Here is a 20483-nt window from a genome sequence, read left to right as displayed (position 1 = left end):
ATGTTTGAAGGACTTTTAAATAACCTAAATGATGATATAAACACCATTCGATCAATAATTAATATCAGTGAAAAACTTAGAGAAATTATTGCGGATAATTCTTCACAACTCAACACAGAAGATTTAAAATATATTCAAGCAAATGCTCCTTTAGGAGACAAGTGGCTAGTTAACGATCATTGTTCATCTATCACAAGGTTATATGCTCTTTACGAAAATTTTGTCGAAAATCTAGTGGGAGATTGGATTATTTTGCTGCCTCAATTATATAGCTGCTATCAAGATTTACCCGAATCTGTAAGAAATCAGCATAAGACAGGTTGTGCTACATTACTGGGTAATGAATATAAAAGAAATCGCTTCGATTCTCTTTCAGAGAGGGACATTATCAAAAATTTATTTGATACTGAATACGAAAATACAAGCAGATATAATCTCACATCAGCTGCTTTTTTGTTACATGAAGCGAATCTTAGAAAAGAGCAATTAACCAAACTTTTAGCCAATGCTGGCATATCGGCAACTGATTCTTGGCAGTGGATAGAAAATCATAAAAAAGTTAAGATTTTTATTGACAATAATGATAAGCGTAGTGTGGAAAAGGAATTAAAGAATTTTATCGAACTTCGTAATAATTCTGCTCATGGTAAAGTAGATACCGTTCTCAATGCCAATGATTTACTAAAATTATGTGATTTTGTCGAAGCTATATGTCAAGCTATAAGTGAATTAGTTCTTTATTACTTTGTTTATAGGAAGATCGAGATAGGAAAGCTTCAAAAGATCGGTAAAGTTGTCAAGTGGTATCAACAGCCACAAGTTTGCGCTGTTAAAATATTAGATGAGCCACAGGAATCCAATAAAAGACTAGAAGTCGGTAAAAAAGTTTTTTTAGTCAGTGAAAAGAAAAAAATATGTCAAAATGCTATTATTGAAAGTATTCAAATTAATAAAAATGGCAAAAATACCCCTCGCCGAAGAATTTCAATAAGAGAGATAAAAGATTCTGAAATAGGCTTAAAATTTGACAAAGAAGGTCAAGAAGGATTAGAAGTTTATTTAGTTATTTCGGACTGATTGAAATGAATATGGAGCGTTTCTCATAAATATGAAGTATAACCAGATTTGGCATCATTTCCCCACTCCCTAACCCTTCACGGATTACTTTTTACTGTTTACTGAAAAATCTCTTGTCTCTTAATCAAATTCTGCTTTTAGATCCCGACGCATTAATTCATAAACGGCAACTTGGGGAGAAATTTCCCCGCGCAAAAGACGATCAACTTGACAGGTAATCGGTACATACAAATTTTTTTCTTGGGCAATTCTCATCAAAACTTCTGTGGTATTTATTCCCTCGGCAGTTCCCTCTAATTTCGCTAAAATTTCTGGCAAAGATAAACCTAAAGCTAATTGATAACCCACTTGATAATTGCGGGATAAAGGACTATTACAGGTGGCTAATAAATCCCCTAAACCCGATAAACCGAAGAAAGTTTCTTGACAACCTCCTAGATAAGTTCCCACCCGAATTATTTCCGGTAAAGCGCGAGTTAACAGGGCAGATTTGGCATTAGTTCCTAACTGTAAACCATCACAAACCCCAGAAGCGATCGCCATGACATTTTTGAGAGTGCCACCTAACTCAGTCCCCAAGGGATCGCTATTCAGATAAACCCGAAAAGATTCCCCAGATAATAATTTTTGTAACAATATTGCTGCTTTTTGCTGATAACTTGCTACCACCGTCGCAGCGGGTAAACCTTGATTAATTTCTTTAGCTAAATTGGGACCGGAAAGAACCACAAGGGGATGAGCGGGAAAAGCTTGATTCCACAGATGAAAAGGTGTACGAGTGGTGATTGGGTCTAATCCTTTAGTAGCGGTGACGATAATGGTGCGAGAATTTAATGGTAATTGCTGTAATTTTTCGATCGTGGGAACAACTCCTTTAATCGAAACTGCCGAAATAATTACGTCAGTATCTGCTATAATAGCTCCTAAATCTTCCCCACTATGACGCGACCAAACCCTAACAGTTAACTGATTACGTCTGGCCAAATTAGCGAGAGTTTGTCCCCAAATTCCCCCACCTATAACCGTAATTTTCTTGGCATTTTCTAGCAACTTTTATTCCCCTCCTTATCATTGGTGGATTACGGCAAATTGGCAAGTATTAATCAATAGCAGAACTTGCCGTTGCCTAACCCACCCTACACTGATAACTGAAAAAAATGACAACCTATCGCAATCCTGCCCCCACTGTTGATATTATCATCGAACTGATCGACTCGCCCCACCGTCCGATCGTACTAATTGAGAGAAAAAATCCGCCCTTTGGCTGGGCAATTCCGGGGGGATTCGTGGACTACGGTGAATCGGTGGAAACGGCGGCAATTCGGGAAGCTTACGAGGAAATCAGTTTGCAGGTGCAGTTAATCGAGCAATTTCACGTCTATTCCGATCCTAACCGCGATCCACGTCAACACACCATTAGTATCGTTTTTATCGCCACGGCAACAGGAAAACCGATCGCTGCTGATGATGCCAAAAAAGTCGGGATTTTTCATCTCTGGGAATTCCCCCAACCTTTATGCTTTGATCACGATCGCATTCTCAATGATTATCGTCGTTATCGGGACTATAAAATCCGTCCCACACATTAGACCCTAACTTAGCTATAAAAGCAATCCTTGGCAAAAACATCTCCGAAAAGAAGTTAAAAAATTAGACACTTCTGAGGGCGACAATCGGCTCCAATTTAGAGGCACGATAGGCGGGAAAAACGCCAAAAAAGAGACCAATACCCGTGGAAACACTCAAAGACAGGGCGACGGCGGTGGCGGAAACAGTGGCAGCCAGGGGAGAGAAACTGGAGACGAGAACGATCGCTCCTGCACCGACGAGAATACCAAGCGCACCGCCGGCGATGGAAACGAGAGTTGATTCAATCAGGAATTGTAAGAGAATATCCTGTTCTCTGGCTCCGATCGCTTTTCTTAGTCCGATTTCCCCGGTTCTTTCCGAAACCGAAACGAGCATAATATTCATCACCCCGATACCACCGACAATCAGGGAAATACCAGCGATTAGAGCCAAAAGTAGGGTTAGACCCTTGGTAATCGTGCCGAAGATTTCGATCATTTGTTTAGCAGTTTCGACGCGAAAATCATCCTCAGCGACGATTTTATGACGTAAACGCAGGAGATTCTCGATTTGGAACTTAGCGGCGCGTATTTCCTCCCCCGAATCGCGCGGTGAGACTAATCCAACTCAACTCGACACCGTAGGGTCCGGTTTTGCCCACCAGTTGCGAGTTCATAGTGCTAAGGGGAATAATCAGCATTTCATCCTGATTATTGCCAAAAAAGGAGCCTTTCGCCTCTAAAATCCCGATCACCTCAAAACTGAGATTTTTGATCCGCAGCTGTTGACCGAGGGGATTTTGGGTAGGGAAAAGTTGCGCTGCCACTTCACGGCCGATTACCGTTACCCGTTTGTTGCGGACTAGATCGATATTGTTGATCAAACGACCTTTTTCTAGGGTAAAATTGCGGACAGAAGCGTATTCTGGGGTGCTTCCCGTCACTAGAGCCGTCATGTTGCGATTACGATAGGAAATCAGGAAACGAGCGTTTATTTCCGGGGCGACTTCAGCGACTGTGGGAACCTGTTCGGCGATCGCCAGAGCATCGGCTAAAACTAAGGTTTTCGGAAAATTAACGGTGGTATTGCGTGCTTGTCGCGACCCCGGCACCACAAAAATGGTATTGGGTCCCAAGTTAGCAAACTGGTCATTGGCTAGGGTTTGCGCCCCTTGGCCAATACCGATCATGGCCACTACTGAAGCGTTACCGATGATAATCCCTAACATGGTCAGGCCGCTACGCACTTTATTGGCCCCTAGGGTGGCGACGGCCATTTTTAAACTTTCGATGATCAACATATCAGTTATCAGTTATCAGTTATCAGTTATCAGTTATCAGTTATCAGTTATCAGTTATCAGTTATCAGGTTTAATTTTTAAGTTATTAGGTTTAAGTTATTAGGTTTGGTTCTTCGTTACTTGGTATGGTTCGATAGGGGGGCATAAATCGACTAAATCCTTATCCGGCAAGAGACTTAATTGATTAGTTCGCTCTAGAGCAAAAACAATTGACAAAATCGCTAAATGCCTTTCTATATAAGGGTTCCATCCCTTATAACCCCCGTCCATTGCATAACACAAACCGAAAAGCCTTAGGTTTAAGTTTTCAATTTTCAATAAATTTAGTATCTTTCACTGATTACTGGTCACTGTTTACTGATTACTGATTTTAGTTTTCGAGGTATCTTCGGCCCCTTGGGGGAGATCGATAAAGACCTTTTCTCCGGCTTCCAAACCTGATAAAATTTGGGTTTTATCGTCTAAGACCAAACCGATCGAAACGGGTTTAAAACTGGGTTTATTTTCGGCATCGGGAACTAAAACCCCTGACTTGCCTTCCCGGGTGACAATGGCGACAGTCGGCACCACCAGGGCATTATCTAACTGCTGGCCGACAAAAGTTACATCCACATTCATTTTCGATTTGAGTTTGTCCCGTCCCGTCACCAAACCGATTCTGACCTCAAAAGAAGTGACATTATCCTCGATAATTGCTTCGGGAGCCACGAGAATAACTCGACCTTCAAAGACTTCTTCAGGAAAAGCATCGGCGACAATTCGCACGGGTTGGCCGCGCTGTAATAAACCCACATCTACTTCCGGCACTTTAGCAATCACTTCCAATCCCGATGCTAGGGCGATAATCGAGGTGGAAGTGGCGGAAGCGGTACTAGAGGCCGAAGTGGTGGGAGTGACAAAAGAACCCTCGGTGGCGTATTTTTGGGTGACGATGCCATCAAAGGGAGCAGTAATGACTGTATCGCGGTATTGAATCTTGATTTGCTCTAAATCGGCCCTAGCAGCCGCTACAGCTGATTCTAGTCGAGCAAGCTCCGTTTCTTGGGTTTTTTGGCGTTGTTCGAGGGCAAATTTGGCTTCTGCGATCCCTGCTGCTGCTCGGATCATTTCCTGCTCAATTCCCGCCACTTCTGGGGAAGCGGTTTTATCTGCTTGTTCCAAACGGCGGATCGATTCGTCTAAATTGGCTTTAGCATTGAGATATTCATTGAGGACGGCATCAAATTGGTCTTGAGCGATCGCTCCTTCCCGGACTAAATTTTCATTGCGTTTAACCCGATTTTCTGCTAGTCGAAAACGGGATTGGGCTGCTTGTACCTGAGCTTGCAGTTGGTCTAAATCTTTGGGAATTCTTTCTTTGGCCTGAGCTAAACGGGCTTCTAATTGCTTATAACTGGCCTGGGCCTGATAAAATCGGGCTTGTAATTGCCGGATATCTTCGGGAATACTGCGTTTAGCCTGTTCCAGATTGGCTAGAGCTTCCCGCAGACGCGCTTCTGACTGCATTCCCCTGGCATACACCTCTAAATTATCCATGACGGCGAGGGTTTGTCCCCTTTTAACGATCATGCCCTGATCCACCAATAATCGCACTAATCGGCCAGGGTTTTTCGGGCTAATGTTGACACTTTGGATTGGTTCCACCCTACCACTAGCTTTAATTTCCACAGCGAGGGTTTCTCGTTGAGCAGGAACGGTCATTTTCGCCAATTCTAGGCTAGGAGGAGGTGTTTGCAGCAAACGATAAGAAACCACTCCCACCGCCAGAAAACCACTAGCCATGAGTCCGAATATCCAAAATAGGGGGCGATTTGATTTTCCCAACACGGTTATTGCCATCGATCAGCCAAAAGTTAATTGGTTATATACTAACGTCTCTAGAGTTGCCTTTGTTGTTTCTTTCGCCAACAACTCCCAAGCGAGATAGACTGATTTAAAAAGGCTTATTGCGGGGGTAAACTGTGCCAAAACTTCAATTAATCATTTCTTTGCTCATTTTTTTCGTCGCTGGCAGCCCGCCGGCTTTTTCCCAAGCGCTACTCCCCTACGCCATCGAACCGGAGTTAGAACAGATGGAACAAGCGGGAATTGAAATGGCCGAAGATGCCATCCAATTAGCTCGTTTTCGCCGTACCGATGCAGCCCTCGCACGGGCTAAGTTAGCGGTGCAGTTAGCCCCCCATCTCTATCAAACTTGGTTTATTCTCGGTAGTTTATATCTGCAAGACGATCAGGTGCAACCCGGCATTGAGGCATTAAATCAATCTTTGGCCCTTGCTCCCGCCGATGCCCACGCTAATATTAAATTTTCCCTCGGTAGTGCCTATTTTCAGAATCAAGATTACCAGTCTGCTATTGCCCAGATTGAAGCGGGTTTGCAAATGAAACCCGATATCTCCCCCGCTCTTTTTGATCTCGGTAATTCCTATCTCAAGTTAGCACAATATCCAGATGCGATCGCAGCTTACGAAAAAGCTGTTAGTCAAGATAAAAATTTTTGGCCCGCTATTAATAATATTGGTTTAGTTAAATACGAACAGGGTGACAAGGAAGCGGCTCTTAAAGATTGGCGGGCCGCTTTGAAAATCGATCCTAAACAGCCAGAACCTCAGTTAGCTATTGCGGTGGCTATTTATAGTCAAGGAAAAACTGAGGAGGGCATCAAATTAGCTCAGGCCGCTCTCACTAGCGATAGTCGTTATGTCAGTCTAGAATTTTTAGGGGAAAATCTCTGGGGTCAACGTCTTCTGCAAGACACGGAGAAAATGTTTAATCATCCTAAAATGAAAGATTTTATCGCTCGTTTACCAAAACCAACCCCAGAAGCGGAGGAAGAAAATTAAGCTTATCTATAATTATCGGATTTTTTCTATTTCTGAGATGTAATCGCAGCTGCATCTCAATTTTGGAGAAATATCTATATTAGATTTTGGGCGCACGCGGTGCGCCCCTACTATTGGCGCAATAATAATATTATTGTAGGGGCGAATTGCATTCGCCCTCTTTTATGAGATGCAGCCTGTAATCCGCTACATCTCATTTTTGTCAATCTACTATAGCTTTTCTCGTAAAGATCAAGTGTAACCTAATTTGCTATCGACGACCGACTCGCCAAAACGAAAATTTTGTACCTCACTTTTAAGATAATCCCTTAGTTAATTTGCTAGGAATTCTTGAGGCTTGCTCTAGCTAATTAGGATAAACTCGCCCTTTCCAACCTCCCCCTTGGCCGCGCCAATAACGCAGGGCAGAATCGACGGTCATTAAACTATAAAGGAGGGCAATTAGGGGTAAAGTTAAAGCCCGCAGAGGGGATAATTTATATAGTCTTAAAGTCGGGCTATAGGAGAGGGCCATTAGTAATAAGGTGACGGCACTAATTATAATAATTGATGTTTCTGCTAATACCAATCCCCAGATTAATCCCAAGGGGGCGGCTAAATAGGTTAAAAACATCCCGAAAATTGTCCCGATTAACCAAAGTGTTGAGTAATTTAGTTGTGTAAAGGCGGTGCGGGCTACCATATTCCAAATGCTGGCTAAATCGGGATAGGGACGGAGACTATAGGTGGTTTCTGTTAATCCTAACCAGATGGATTTCTCGGTATTTTCAGGGTGATTTTGCAGATATTTTTTAACCGCGGTCGCCAAGGAACAATCATCAATTAAAGCTTGTTTAAGAATCTCAATGCCGCCAATTTTTTCGAGTATATCTCGGCGAATTAAAATGCAACCTCCAGCAGCGGCAGCTATCGGGGAATTAGGGTTATTAACTAGGGCAAAAGGATAGAGTTTCTCGAAGAAAAAAACAAAGGCAGGAATGAGAAATTTTTCCCAAAAACTGTCACAGTTTAGCCACACCATCAGGGAAACTAAAGCTTGTTTTTCTTGTACTGCTTTAGTAACTAATTGGGTTAAATTATTTGGTGCGTGGGCAATATCGGCATCGGTAAACAGAAAATAATCGGGTGCGAATTTATCGGTAGCCTCTTTTATTCCCTGTTTCATTGCCCATAATTTACCCGTCCATCCTATCTCTAAAGGTTGTCCAGAAATAATAGTTATCTGGTCAGATTTATGAGATTTATCCGCAATTTTTTGAGCAACTTTTCCCGTACTATCACTACTTTGATCATCAATTAAAATAATCGAAAATTCGCCTTGATAATCTTGGTTAAAAAGGGAAGTTAAACTGATAGGTAAAACGTCGGCTTCGTTTCGTGCGGGGATAATTGCCGAGACTTTTGGATAATTTGTTAAGGGAGAAGTGACAGGATTAATTTTTTGGTTAGATAGCCAAAATTGACCCCTAGCTAAGATTAAATATAACCAAATTATCAGCGATAGGGAAGTAACTAATAATAATAAAAATGTCATAAGCTAGTCCGCATTTCGATGAGGGAACAGGGAACAGGTCAAAAAGAGTATCAAATTTAGATGGACAACAGCTTCATAAGTTTGGGGTTTAACAGAGGGCAATTTAGGATAAAATAGAAGCAAGTTAGCCAGATTAGACGAGGGAGTAAATCATGGATTATGATGTCGTAATTATTGGGGGTGGACCGGCGGGAGGTCACTGTGGGAGATTATTAAGTGAAAAAGGTTATCGTGTTCTTTTAGTGGAACAACATTCTAGTTGGCAAGATAATATCTTTTCTAGTGCCGCTTCTCCCCTAGAAATTTTAGAACAATTCAATCTCCCTGAAACCGTAGTGGCTAGGTTTTGGAAAAATATCGAAATTATCTCCACTAGCATACATCGTTCTTGGTCATCACCGCAACCTTTAGGGGTAGTTTTTGATTTTGCCAAATTGCGAGAGTTTTTAGCCGCAGAAGTGCTGCGTTGGGGGGGAGAAGTTCGTTTAGGTTGTCGTTATCTGAAATATCAACAGATGGAGGATAAGCTAACCGTTTTTTTGAAATCAAAAGGAGAGGAAATCGAGACAGTTAATCCTCGTTTATTGGTTGATGCCACGGGATACGCTAGAGCAGTTATGTATAAACATAGACGAGAAAAACCTGATTTTTTAAAAGCAGTGGGTATTGAATATTTAATGGCTGTGCCAGAAGAAGATTATCAAAAATATCAAGATAATTTAGTATTTTTTCTCGGTCATAAATGGAGTCCTAAAGGTTATGGCTGGATTTTTCCTATGGATAATCAGCAATTAAAAATAGGAGCCGCTTGGTTAGAGGGAGAACATCCTTATATTTCTGAAGTTAAGCCTTTAAAAAGTTATATTACACAAATTATTCAAACCTACATGAATCTCTCTAAATATGAGATAATCGACAGCCATGGCTCTATTTTAGAATATTCGCTCAATCTGCAAGATATTTATTATCAAGAACCGAATATTATAGCGATTGGTGATGCGGTTTCTACGGTTAACTTTTTAGGAGGGGAAGGTATTCGCCATGCTATGAAAGGAGCCGAAATTGCTTGTCAATACATGGAAGAATATTTACAGGGAAAATCGAGTAGTTTTGCCGCTTATCAACAGAGGATGCAAGAATATTTTCAACCAAAATGGAATTTATCCGATCGCCTCAGTCGCCAAGTTTATTTAGAATATAGTGATGCACGTATCGATCAAGGAGTATCCTATCTCAAGTATCTTTCCACACAGGATATAATCGACATTTTATTTTACTACAAATTTGAAAAATACACAAAAGGGTTAGGAGGATTTCTGCTGGGGAAATTACGTCAATGGTGGCGCAGAATTTTTCCTAGTCAAAAACCCGGGTAAATAAGCTAAGATAAAGCTAAGGAAACAATATTGGTAAAGACCGTGAGTAAGTTTATTCGCTACAGTACAATTATCACCCTGCTGGGCATTTTAGCAGCCTGTAGTGGCAATCCTGACCTAGAAAATCGTCTGGCTGCCGATCCTAATCTACAAACAAATCCAATACCAGAAAACTCTCCTGATAACAAGCAATTACCCGCAAATTTTCCCGCAGAAATTCCTCGATATAGTCAATCAGAATTATTATCCGTGCAGACAAATCCTGATAATACTGGTGGGAAAACCCGTTGGCAATCCAACGATCCCAGCAATGCGATCGAGGCTTTTTATCAACAGGAATTAGTTAATAATAATTGGGAAATTATCACTCCCTTTTCTGGGGAAGGAGTTAATAGTACCCTAACGGCCCGTCGAGATAATTTAGAATTAACTATCACCATAACTGCCACTTCTCCCAATACCGAATATAGCCTCGATTATCGTCCAATAGGAACCCCAATTGCTTCCCCTAGTCCCTCCCCTATTTCTTCCCCCTTACCAAATCTTAATCCCACCAGTTTTAACGATCTCGAATCCTTACCTAATCCCTTAAAAAGCCACATTCAAGACTTAGCTAGATTGGGAGTATTAACAGGTAATAACAATCAGTTTAACCCTAATAATACAATAACACGCCGAGAATTTGCTCGCTGGTTATTACAGGCTAATAATGCCATTTATGCTAATGTAGCGGGTAAACAAATTCGTTTAGCTACCCCCAATAGTTCCCCAGCTTTTAGTGATGTTAAAAATAACGATCCCGATTATATTTATATTCAAGGATTAGCAGAAGCGGGGTTAATTCCCTCTCCTTTAACGGGAGATAGTAGCGCCCTTTTATTCCGTCCCAATGCTCCTTTAACCCGGGAAGATTTAATCGCTTGGAAAGTGCCATTAGATATTAGAAAAGCTTTACCGAGCGCCAATCTTGATACGATTAAAAATACTTGGGGTTTTCAGGATACTAATAAAATTAACCCGCAGCTGGTGCGCGCTCTTTATGCCGATTTTCAAAATGCTGAACAAGCTAATATTCGGCGAGTTTTTGGTTTTACTACCCTATTTCAGCCAAAAAGACCAGTAACTCGCGCTGAAGCTGCCGCTACTTTATGGTATTTTGGTTTTCAGGGTGATGGTGTTTCCGCTGCCGATGCTTTGCAGGGTCAAGATACGCAACAGAGTGGGGTTAACTGAAATTTGTCCATAAAAATTAAGGGTGTGTTAGGAAAATATAAGCACTCTTTTTGACATTTCTTCATATCTATTCAGAAAAATTAACAAAGGATTCTTGACCCTGCAGCTGGGGTAATATTTTATCCTAAAGATAGAACTCTGCTGCAGGGGATTTTGTTGCTGACTTCCGCTGCTATTAACATTATGACCCATCAAACTCTCAAACTCGCATGAGTTGCGCTGGTTGTGCTAATTCGATCGAGCGGATAATTAAATCTATCCCCGGAGTGATTCGATGTCAAGTTAATTTTGGCATGGAACAGGTGGATGTGGACTATGACCCCAAGCGTACCGATCTTAACACTATTCAAGCAAAAGTTAGGGATGCCGGTTTCCAAGCTACACCGATAACGGAAATTAATCTCGAATCCAGGCCAGAAAAAGAACTACTCACTAAACTATCGATCGCTATTGTTATTAGTATTATACTTTTTATCGGTTCTTTACCGATGATGACGGGTTTATCTCTATCTTTTATTCCCCACTGGTTACACGCTCCTTTACTACAATTAATTCTCGCTACTCCCGTCCAATTTTGGTGTGGTCAAAGTTTTTATAAAAATGCTTGGAAAGCTTTTAAAAATCGCACTGCCACCATGGACACTTTAGTAGTTTTGGGAACCAGTGCCGCCTATTTTTATTCCCTGTTTTTAACCTTCGAGAGTGATTTTATCGAAAAACAGGGGTTTTATTCCCATGTTTACTACGAAGCATCAGCTATCGTCATTACTCTGATTTTACTCGGTCGTTTCCTCGAAAAACGTGCCAGAAAAGAAACGGCTGCTGCGATTAAACAATTAATGGGATTACAGGCCAAAACTGCTAGGGTGATTAGGGAAGAACAGACGCTAGATATACCAATAGAAGAGGTGAAAGTAGGAGACATAATTTTAGTGCGTCCGGGGGAAAAAATTCCCGTCGATGGCATAATTATCCAAGGCAGTTCTAGCATTGATGAATCGATGGTAACGGGGGAAAGTTTACCCGTGCGAAAAACCGTCAATCAACAGGTAATCGGTGCGACAATTAATAAAACCGGTAGCCTACAAATGCAAGCGTTACGGGTAGGAAAAGATACGGTTTTAGCTCAGATTGTCCGATTAGTGCAAACCGCACAAGCATCAAAAGCACCTATACAAAGATTAGTCGATCGAGTGACCGCTTATTTTGTGCCGGTGGTGATGATTATTGCGGTAATAACTTTCTTATTTTGGATTCTCCGCACGGGTAATCTCACCCTCGCTTTGATTACAATGGTGGAAGTCTTAATTATCGCTTGTCCCTGCGCGCTAGGATTAGCTACACCCACCTCGATTATGGTGGGAACAGGACAGGGAGCAAAACAGGGAATTTTAATTAAAAATGCCGAAAGTTTAGAATTAGCCCATAGTATTACTACTATTGTCCTCGATAAAACGGGAACTCTCACCCAGGGTAAACCAACGGTGACGGACTTCTTGACTCGCGAGGGGGTGAGGGATGGACGGGAATTATCGCTGCTGCAGTTAGTCCTATCGGTGGAGAATCATTCTGAACACCCGTTAGGAGAAGCAATAGTTAAATATGGGCAGTTAAACCAGATTAAAACCCTAGAAGTAAGCGAATTTGACTCAATAACTGGGTCAGGAGTGCAGGGAAAAGTCGGGTCGGCTCTAGTGCAAATCGGTACACAACAATGGTTAGAACGTCAAGGGATCGAAACAAAAGTTCTTAAAAAAGTCGCCCACGATTGGGAGTGGCAGAAAAAAACCGTGGTTTGGATAGCGGTTAACGGGGGTTTAGAGGGGGTGATTGCCATTTCCGACGTTTTAAAACCTTTTTCTTCCTCAGTGGTCGCCAAGCTCAAAAAAATGGGCTTAGAGGTGATGATGATGACAGGGGACAACCTCGAAACCGCATCGGCGATCGCCAGTGAGTTGGGTATCCGGCGCTTTTTTGCCGCACTCCGTCCCCAAGAAAAAGCCGAAAAAATCGAATATTTGCAGAAAAAAGGGAAAATAGTCGCCATGGTTGGCGATGGCATCAATGATGCGATCGCATTGGCGCAAGCGGACTTAGGTATTGCTATTGGCACGGGGACCGATGTAGCGATCGCTGCCAGTGATATAACCTTAATTTCGGGAGATTTACAGGGAATTGTGACTGCTATTGAGTTAAGTCGAGCAACAATGGGAAACATCAAAGAAAATCTCTTTTTTGCTTTTATTTATAACCTGATTGCCATTCCCATCGCTGCCGGAGTCCTCTATCCTTTTCTGCTCAATCCGATTATTGCCGGTGCTGCCATGGTTTTAAGTTCCCTTTCCGTGGTGACAAATGCTTTACGATTGCGTCGAGTTCATCCCAGGGTGGGGGGATAATTTTCGTTAACAATTCTTAAGGAAAAACCAGAAAAATTAGCTGTACGGGGGATGATACCGTAGAAAAGGCAATAGAATAATCACCGTGATATGACTGACTCCCCTGAAATACCTTATTTATTACGCGCTGCCAAAGGAGAAATCTTACCTCGTCCTCCCGTGTGGATGATGAGACAAGCAGGACGTTATATGCAGATTTATCGAGAATTGCGGGATAAATACCCCAGTTTTCGGGAAAGATCGGAAAATGCCGATTTAGCGATCGAAATCTCCCTGCAACCCTGGCGCGCTTTTCAACCAGATGGGGTGATCATGTTCTCCGATATCCTCACTCCCCTAGCGGGAATCGGTATTCCCTTTGATATTATCGAAAGTAAGGGGCCGATTATCGATTCTCCCATTCGTACTCAAGCGCAGGTGGACCAACTTAATCCCCTCGATCCCGATCAGTCTTTACCTTTTATCAAAACGATTTTAAAAACCCTGCGTCAAGAGGTGGGAAATAAATCTACTGTCCTCGGTTTTGTCGGAGCGCCTTGGACTTTAGCAGCCTATGCAGTGGAAGGGAAAGGTTCTAAAAGTTATTCTGTGATTAAAGGGATGGCTTTTTCGGAACCCTCGGTACTGCACCAATTTTTAGATAAATTAGCGGATATGATTGCCACCTATGTCCGTTATCAAATTGATTGTGGGGCGCAAGTAGTACAAATGTTCGATTCTTGGGCGGGTCAATTAACTCCCCAAGATTACGATGTTTTTGCCTTACCCTATCAACAAAAAGTAGTTCGTTTGGTGAAAGAAACCCATCCCGATACACCGTTAATTCTCTACATTAGTGGCAGCGCTGGGGTTTTGGAAAGAATGGCTCAATCGGGGGTTGATATTATTAGCGTCGATTGGACCGTGGATCTGGCGGAAGCGAGACAGCGTTTAGGTAAAGCGATGATGGTTCAAGGTAATATCGATCCAGGGGTTTTATTCGGTTCCCAGTCTTTTATTCGCGAGCGGATTATTGATACTATTCGTAAAGCAGGTAATCAAGGTCATATTCTTAATTTAGGTCATGGTGTTTTGGTGGGAACTCCTGAAGATAACGTGCGTTTCTTCTTTGAAACCGCTAAAGGATTTAGTTATCAATAAAGTTACTCAGGGAACAGGGGATGGGGAAATGGGGGAATGGGGAAATGGGGAAATGGGGAAATGGGGGAATTCAACTAAAACCCTAAAACCCTAAAACCCCAAAACCCTAAAACCCTAAAACCCTAAAACCCTAAAACCCCAAAACCCCAAAACCCTAAAACCCCAAAACCCCAAAACCCTAAAACCCTAAAACCCTAAAACCCTAAAACCCTAAAACCCTAACACACAACACCCTTTTTGACTTTTTACTTTCAAACTGTCCCCTAAATTCTGCTGTATCAATTAAAGTAATGAAAAAGATATTTCTAACGGGTGTGAGTGGCTGTATTGGGCATTATATTGCTGAAATTTTACTGGAAAATCCCGACTATGAATTATATTTTTTGTTGCGTAATCCAGACAAGTTAAAATTTACTTACCAAGGGCGATCAAATGTTCATATACTTTTAGGAGATATGGAAAATATTGAGGTATATGCCGATCTTTTAAAAACAATGAATATAGCGGTTTTAATCGCTACCAGTTGGGGAGGAGAGGAGGAAAGTTATCAGATTAATGTGGTAAAAACCCTGGAATTAATTAGTTATTTAGATGCTCAAATCTGCGAGAAAGTCCTCTACTTTTCTACTGCCAGCATTCTCAATCAAAATAATCAACCTTTACCAGAAGCTGGGGAGATAGGAACTAATTATATCCGCACTAAATATATTTGTTATAGTAAATTTGCTGACCTAGAAATTGCCGATAAAATTATCACTTTATACCCCACTTTTGTCTTAGGTGGTGACGAAAATAAACCCTATTCCCATATCTATGGTGGTTTACCGGATGTGTTGAAATATATCGGTTTAGTGCGTTGGTTTCAAGCTGATGGCAGTTTTCATTTTATCCATGCTAAAGATATAGCTCAAGTGGTGAATTATTTAATCGAAAATCCCGCACCAGAAAGCAAAATTGTTCTAGGCAATCAACGCACAACAGCTAACCAAGCAGTGGAACAAATCTGCGCTTATTTAAACAAAAAAATCTACTTTCGCATTCCTTTATCTTTAACCATTGCTAACTTTTTTATCAAAGTTTTTAACTTGCAGATGGAACCATGGGATCGTTTTGCGATGAATTATCGTCACTTCACCCACTTTAAAACCTATACTCCTGCTGATTTTGGTTTAAAAAACTATTGTTCCACCCTTGATGATGTTTTAGCCTTGCGAGGAATTCCCCGAGGTTGATCATAGACTAATCTTGAAATTGTCTAGCATGAAATTGAGCGTAACGACCATTAAGATTTAATAACTGCTCGTGATTACCCACCTCGATAATTTCACCCTTTTCTAAGACTAAAATACGGTTAGCTTTTCTGACAGTTGCTAATCGGTGAGCAATAACAAATACCGTGCGCTCCGTCATAATTCTTTCTAAAGCTTCCTGCACTAAAGCTTCCGATTCCGAATCGAGCGCCGAAGTTGCTTCATCTAAAATTAAAATTCTCGGATTAGATAAAACCGCTCGCGCGATGGCGATTCTTTGTCTTTGTCCACCCGATAAATTAACACCCCTTTCCCCCACATAGGTATAGTAACCCTGGGAAAGTTCACTAATAAATTGATGAGCGTTGGCAATTTTTGCCGCTTTTTCCACCTCTTGCAGATTAAAATCTCCCTGGCCAAAAGCGATATTTTGGGCTATAGTGCCAGAAAAGAGAATATTTTCCTGTAAAACTACGCCAATTTGTCGCCGGAGACTTTTTAAAGTCACATCACGAATATCCACCCCATCGATTAAAATCTTGCCAGAAGTGGGGTCATAAAAACGCAATAAAAGATTAACTAAAGTGGTTTTTCCCGCTCCCGATGCTCCCACTAAAGCAATCATTTCCCCAGCGTGTGCAGTAAAATTAATATTTTTTAAAACCTGTCTGTCCTGATTGTAAGAAAAATTTACTTGACAATATTCAACTTCTTTGCTATGGGGTGGCAACTCGATCGCCTTCGGTTTTTCGGTAATTGTTGGCAAAATAGCTAACAATTCAAAAATCCGATCCATGGAGGCTTGACCCTGTTTAAATTGATTATAATTACTGGTAATATGGGCGATAGGATCGATTAACATTGCCACCGCTGCCACATAACTAACAAAGTCAATTCCAGTTAAATTCTTTTGGGAAATTTGCCAACCAGCGAGAAAGAATAAAAAGATGACACCGAGAGCTTGTAAGAATCCCACCACGACGTATTGTAAAGCTTTGGTGGATTCTGATAGGTATTGAGCGCGGCGATTTTCCTCCGCTTCTTGGGCAAAAAGCTCGGTTTGATAATCTTCGGCTGCGAAAGCTTGCACCACGCGAATACCGCTAAAAACTTCGGTTAATAACGCAGAAAGGTTAGATATTTTCGCCTGGGCGCGACGAGCATATTGTAATAATTTTTCACCAAAAAATCCCACCAAAACCCCTAACAAAGGAGCGATAATAATGACAGCGATCGTCAATTGCCAGTTAACAATAAACATATAGGCAAAGACGACAATTAACTGTAAGGCTGAGGGAATAAAATCATGGAAAAATTTGTTAATTACTTCCCCAATGCGATCAATATCTTCCGTTAAACGATAGGATAAATCACCAGTTTTTGCCGTTTCAAAGTAATTTAAGCCGAGGGTTTGCAGGTGTGCATAAACTTTTTTTCTTAATTCTAGGGCAATTTTTAAAGAAGCTTTTGCCATCAGGGAATCTTGCCCATACTGAGACATTCCCCGCAGTAAAAAAACCACTGCCCCCACCCCCGAAAGTGTCGCCAATGCTGGCACATTTCCCTCACCGATATATCTGGCCATTTGTCCAGCTAACCAAGCTAAAATCGGCCAAAATACCGTAAATCCAATCGTACAGATAAACGCCAAAATAATTGTTTGGGTTTGGGGACGAAGATAGGGAATGAGGTTCCAATAACTAGAGCGAGATTTCAAAATAATTTATGGACTTAAGGGGTTAATCGGGAGGTAGAGACGTTTGTAGTCCACGTCCCTACGATGTTTTCTAACAATACAAAGTTATTTTGTGATCAAACCGCCACAGCTTGATTAATGTAGCCTAATTCCGTCAATTTGTTCCAGACTTTGGCGACACTTTCCTCTAAAGTCTCTAAATCGGTGCGGCATTCCACTTCTGGGTTAAAAGGTGGTTCATAGGGATCATCAATTCCCGTAAAAGACTTGATTTCGCCAGCACGCGCTCTTTTATATAATCCTTTCACATCGCGCGCCTCACAGACGTTTAAGGGAGCATTCACGAAAACTTCGACAAAATTGCCGATTTTTCCCCGTACTTCCTCGCGAATCTCACGATAGGGAGAAATAGCCGAAACTAGGACAATCACACCGTGACGGGTGAGCAAATTAGACACAAAACCAATGCGACGGATATTTTCATCGCGATCCTCTTTGCTAAATCCTAAACCCTTGGTGAGGTTCGTCCGTACTATATCGCCATCGAGAACTTCAATGGAATAACCTTCAGCGATTAATTTTGCCTGTAATGCCTCGGTAATCGTGCTTTTCCCCGCACCACTCAATCCCGTTAACCAAACCGTCACGCCGCCTTGTTTCATAGCAATCATTAATAATACTTAAATCCTGTTTAGCGTACCATATCTCAGTGATCAGTGATCAGTTACCAGTTATCAGATGGGAGTTTTCAGTTCACTGATTACTGATTACTGCTTACTGATAACTGAACAACCCCCCAACCTGATTGAAACAAACAACCTGTCACCACGATCATTGATAATGTATGTTGAGTTACTGTCTTGAATTAAGGTAATGTTTAAGAAATTCCCCCCTCACACCCCGCTCATTCTTGGACTAGGTTCTGGGGTTGCGCTTTTTACTCTCACCAGTCTCTTTCTCTTTCACCCGAAAATTCTCGCTTGGCTCGATCGCAATAGTGCTTCCCTTCCTAGTCAAGATCCTAACCAACCCTCTGCCGTGGTTGATAGCGCTTCCCTACCACAAACCGAGCGAGATGTCAAGTTAAAAGATGTGGCTGATGCCAACGCGCCCTCTTTAGATCGTAGTCGCGCCCGCTATCTCTTGGCCATGGATTTATTGAGAAAATATGAAGGGGGTACGGCTTTAAAACAATTAGAAGGCTTAGAAAAACAATATCCTGTCCTCGCTCCCCAGATTCTCCTCAAACAGGGACGCGCCCACGAATTAACCAACGATAGTGAAAAAGCGCAAGAAATTTGGCAAAAATTACTGGAAACCTATCCCCAATCGCCCGTAGTGGCGGAAGCTTACTACTCTTTGGGCAAATACGACCCCAGTTATCATGAGAAATTGCTTAAGGAATACCCCCGACACCCGCGTACTTTGGCTTTAATTCGCCAACGTCTTCAAGAAAATCCCGATCAATTTCCCTTATGGTTGCAGTTAGCCAAGGCTAATCCTTTTGATCCTACCCTCAATCAAGCCCGCGATCGTTTGGTGAAAGACTACGCCAATCAGTTAACTCCGGCGGATTGGGCAATTATTGGGGCCGGTTATTGGCAGTCGGGATTGTACGAAAAGGCCTATAAAGCCTACGCTAAAGCCAGTCCTAGCCCCGAACAAGCCTATCGTTACGCCCGCGGGCTACAAATTGCCAAAAAACTGCCAGAAGCTCGCACCGCTTACCAAAAATTAATTAAAACCTATCCCCAGGCCCCAGAAACCGGTTTAGGATTACTGCGACTCGCCCAAATTTCTCCTAACCGCGATGCCATAGCATATCTCGATCGCATTGTCAAGCAATTTCCCGATCGCGCCCCGGAAGCTTTGGAAGCGAAAGCCAAATTACTGGACTCAACTAATGCCCAGGCCGCTAGTCAAACATGGCAGACTTTATTAAATAAATACCCAAAATCCGACGAAGCCGCCGATTATCGCTGGTTAATGGCCCAAAGAGCCGCTAAATCTGGTGATTACGCCAAGGCGTGGCAGTGGGCGCAGCCAATTGCGGTTAATAATCCCGATAGTCAAATTGCCCCGAAAGCGGCCTTTTGGGTGGGAAAATGGGCGCAAAAACTCGGCAAAAACCAAGAAGCAAAACAAGCTTTTACCTACACTATTTCTCGTCATCCCCATTCCTATTATGCTTGGCGCTCGGCGGTTTTATTAGGTTGGGACGTGGGGGATTTTACCACTGTCCGCTCCTATAATCCTACCACCGTCAAACCCGCCACTCGTAACGATCCCCCCGCCGGTTCGGAAGCTTTCAAGGAATTATATCGAATTGGTGAAGATACAGACGCTTGGAATCTCTTCCAAGCAGAAATTGTCGATCCTTGGCATTTAACCGTTGACGAACAATTTAACCTCGGTGTCTATAAACTCTCTCGCAATCAAAATTTAGAAGGAATTAACCTGATTTGGCGCTTGCGAGAAAGAGATACCCCAGAGGAAAAGGAAGCATGGAAAGTCCTGCGACAAAATGATAAATACTGGCACGCTTTATTCCCTTTTCCCTACTACGATACTATCCTAGAATGGTCAAAAGATAGAAAATTAAATCCCCTGCTAGTGACAGCTTTAATTCGGCAAGAATCCCGCTTTGAAAAAGAAATTCGTTCTCCCGTGGGGGCAGTGGGATTAATGCAAATTATGCCCGATACGGGTAAATATATCGCAGGTAATACTGGCAATAAAAGTTATTCTTTAACTAATCCCGAAGATAACATTATGATGGGAACATGGTATCTGGATTATACCCATGGCAAATTCGCCGGAAATTCACTTTTTGCCGTGGCTAGTTATAACGCTGGACCTGGAGCAGTTGCCAAATGGAGACAGCGTTTCGATTTTAGCGATCCCGATGAATTTGTCGAGAATATTCCCTTCAGAGAAACTAAGGGTTATATAGAATCGGTGTTTGGTAATTATTGGAATTATCTCCAGATTTATAACCCTGAAATTCAAGAGCAAATGAGCAGAATCTCTAACCCTTCCTAGGGGATTTATGGGGATGGGTAATTA

General features: G+C 42.0%; 14 protein-coding genes and 2 pseudogenes. 10 read left to right on the top strand and 6 right to left on the bottom strand.

What is annotated here, in order from left to right; translation table 11 throughout:
- The gene (locus GQR42_RS18645) at positions 1-1077 is read left to right on the top strand and encodes an MAE_28990/MAE_18760 family HEPN-like nuclease (protein WP_158201101.1); all 1077 of its coding nucleotides are present in this window, start codon (positions 1-3) and stop codon (positions 1075-1077) included.
- A gap of 120 nt (positions 1078-1197) precedes the next feature.
- On the opposite strand, the gene GQR42_RS18640 is transcribed toward GQR42_RS18645, so the two are convergent.
- Positions 1198-2127 (bottom strand): NAD(P)H-dependent glycerol-3-phosphate dehydrogenase, encoded by a 930-nt coding sequence (locus GQR42_RS18640; RefSeq protein WP_158201100.1) that lies wholly within the window; start codon positions 2125-2127, stop codon positions 1198-1200.
- A gap of 107 nt (positions 2128-2234) precedes the next feature.
- On the opposite strand from GQR42_RS18640, the gene GQR42_RS18635 reads away from it, so the two are divergent.
- Positions 2235-2666: an NUDIX domain-containing protein gene (locus tag GQR42_RS18635; RefSeq protein WP_158201099.1), complete on the top strand. Its 432-nt coding sequence runs from the start codon at positions 2235-2237 to the stop codon at positions 2664-2666.
- Between the two features lie 61 nt (positions 2667-2727).
- Here the strand turns inward: GQR42_RS18635 and GQR42_RS18630 are convergent.
- A pseudogene (locus tag GQR42_RS18630) lies at positions 2728-3946 on the bottom strand (ABC transporter permease).
- Positions 3947-4300: 354 nt separating this feature from the next.
- Positions 4301-5785, bottom strand: coding sequence for an efflux RND transporter periplasmic adaptor subunit (locus GQR42_RS18625; protein ID WP_158201098.1), 1485 nt, complete (start codon positions 5783-5785; stop codon positions 4301-4303).
- On the opposite strand from GQR42_RS18625, the gene GQR42_RS27905 reads away from it, so the two are divergent.
- A complete protein-coding gene (locus tag GQR42_RS27905; RefSeq protein WP_174236436.1) occupies positions 5727-5873 on the top strand; it encodes a hypothetical protein in 147 nt (48 codons plus the stop codon). The genes GQR42_RS18625 and GQR42_RS27905 overlap by 59 nt on opposite strands.
- A 34-nt stretch (positions 5874-5907) precedes the next feature.
- The gene (locus GQR42_RS18620; RefSeq protein WP_158201097.1) at positions 5908-6789 is read left to right on the top strand and encodes a tetratricopeptide repeat protein; all 882 of its coding nucleotides are present in this window, start codon (positions 5908-5910) and stop codon (positions 6787-6789) included.
- A gap of 346 nt (positions 6790-7135) precedes the next feature.
- Here the strand turns inward: GQR42_RS18620 and GQR42_RS18615 are convergent, their stop codons facing one another.
- The gene (locus GQR42_RS18615) at positions 7136-8323 is read right to left on the bottom strand and encodes a glycosyltransferase (protein WP_158201096.1); all 1188 of its coding nucleotides are present in this window, start codon (positions 8321-8323) and stop codon (positions 7136-7138) included.
- 152 nt (positions 8324-8475) lie between these two features.
- Here GQR42_RS18615 and GQR42_RS18610 point away from each other — a divergent pair, with 152 nt between their 5' ends.
- The 5 genes and pseudogenes from GQR42_RS18610 (at position 8476) to GQR42_RS18590 (ending at position 15703) form a co-directional block, all read left to right on the top strand.
- Positions 8476-9699: an NAD(P)/FAD-dependent oxidoreductase gene (locus GQR42_RS18610; protein WP_158201095.1), complete on the top strand. Its 1224-nt coding sequence runs from the start codon at positions 8476-8478 to the stop codon at positions 9697-9699.
- Between the two features lie 30 nt (positions 9700-9729).
- Complete coding sequence (locus GQR42_RS18605) at positions 9730-10932, top strand: S-layer homology domain-containing protein (protein WP_158201094.1); 1203 nt, start codon at positions 9730-9732, stop codon at positions 10930-10932.
- A gap of 183 nt (positions 10933-11115) precedes the next feature.
- Positions 11116-13331, top strand: a pseudogene (locus GQR42_RS18600) (heavy metal translocating P-type ATPase).
- A gap of 90 nt (positions 13332-13421) precedes the next feature.
- A complete protein-coding gene (gene hemE / locus GQR42_RS18595) occupies positions 13422-14471 on the top strand; it encodes a uroporphyrinogen decarboxylase (RefSeq protein ID WP_158201093.1) in 1050 nt (349 codons plus the stop codon).
- 290 nt (positions 14472-14761) lie between these two features.
- Positions 14762-15703: an NAD-dependent epimerase/dehydratase family protein gene (locus GQR42_RS18590; protein ID WP_158201092.1), complete on the top strand. Its 942-nt coding sequence runs from the start codon at positions 14762-14764 to the stop codon at positions 15701-15703.
- Positions 15704-15710: 7 nt separating this feature from the next.
- On the opposite strand, the gene GQR42_RS18585 is transcribed toward GQR42_RS18590, so the two are convergent.
- Positions 15711-17438: an ABC transporter ATP-binding protein gene (locus GQR42_RS18585; protein WP_158201091.1), complete on the bottom strand. Its 1728-nt coding sequence runs from the start codon at positions 17436-17438 to the stop codon at positions 15711-15713.
- Between the two features lie 95 nt (positions 17439-17533).
- The gene (gene cysC / locus GQR42_RS18580; protein ID WP_158201090.1) at positions 17534-18079 is read right to left on the bottom strand and encodes an adenylyl-sulfate kinase; all 546 of its coding nucleotides are present in this window, start codon (positions 18077-18079) and stop codon (positions 17534-17536) included.
- Between the two features lie 211 nt (positions 18080-18290).
- Between cysC and GQR42_RS18575 the strand changes: the two genes are divergently transcribed.
- On the top strand, positions 18291-20459 hold the full coding sequence (locus GQR42_RS18575) for a transglycosylase SLT domain-containing protein (protein WP_158201089.1): 2169 nt from the start codon (positions 18291-18293) through the stop codon (positions 20457-20459).
- The last annotated feature ends 24 nt before the right edge of the window (positions 20460-20483 follow it).

Origin of the sequence: Microcystis aeruginosa FD4, from assembly GCF_009792235.1 — a bacterium.
Lineage (GTDB): Bacteria > Cyanobacteriota > Cyanobacteriia > Cyanobacteriales > Microcystaceae > Microcystis > Microcystis viridis.
Note: the sequence above shows the minus strand (reverse complement) of the source record. Positions and strands in the feature narration are given on the sequence as shown.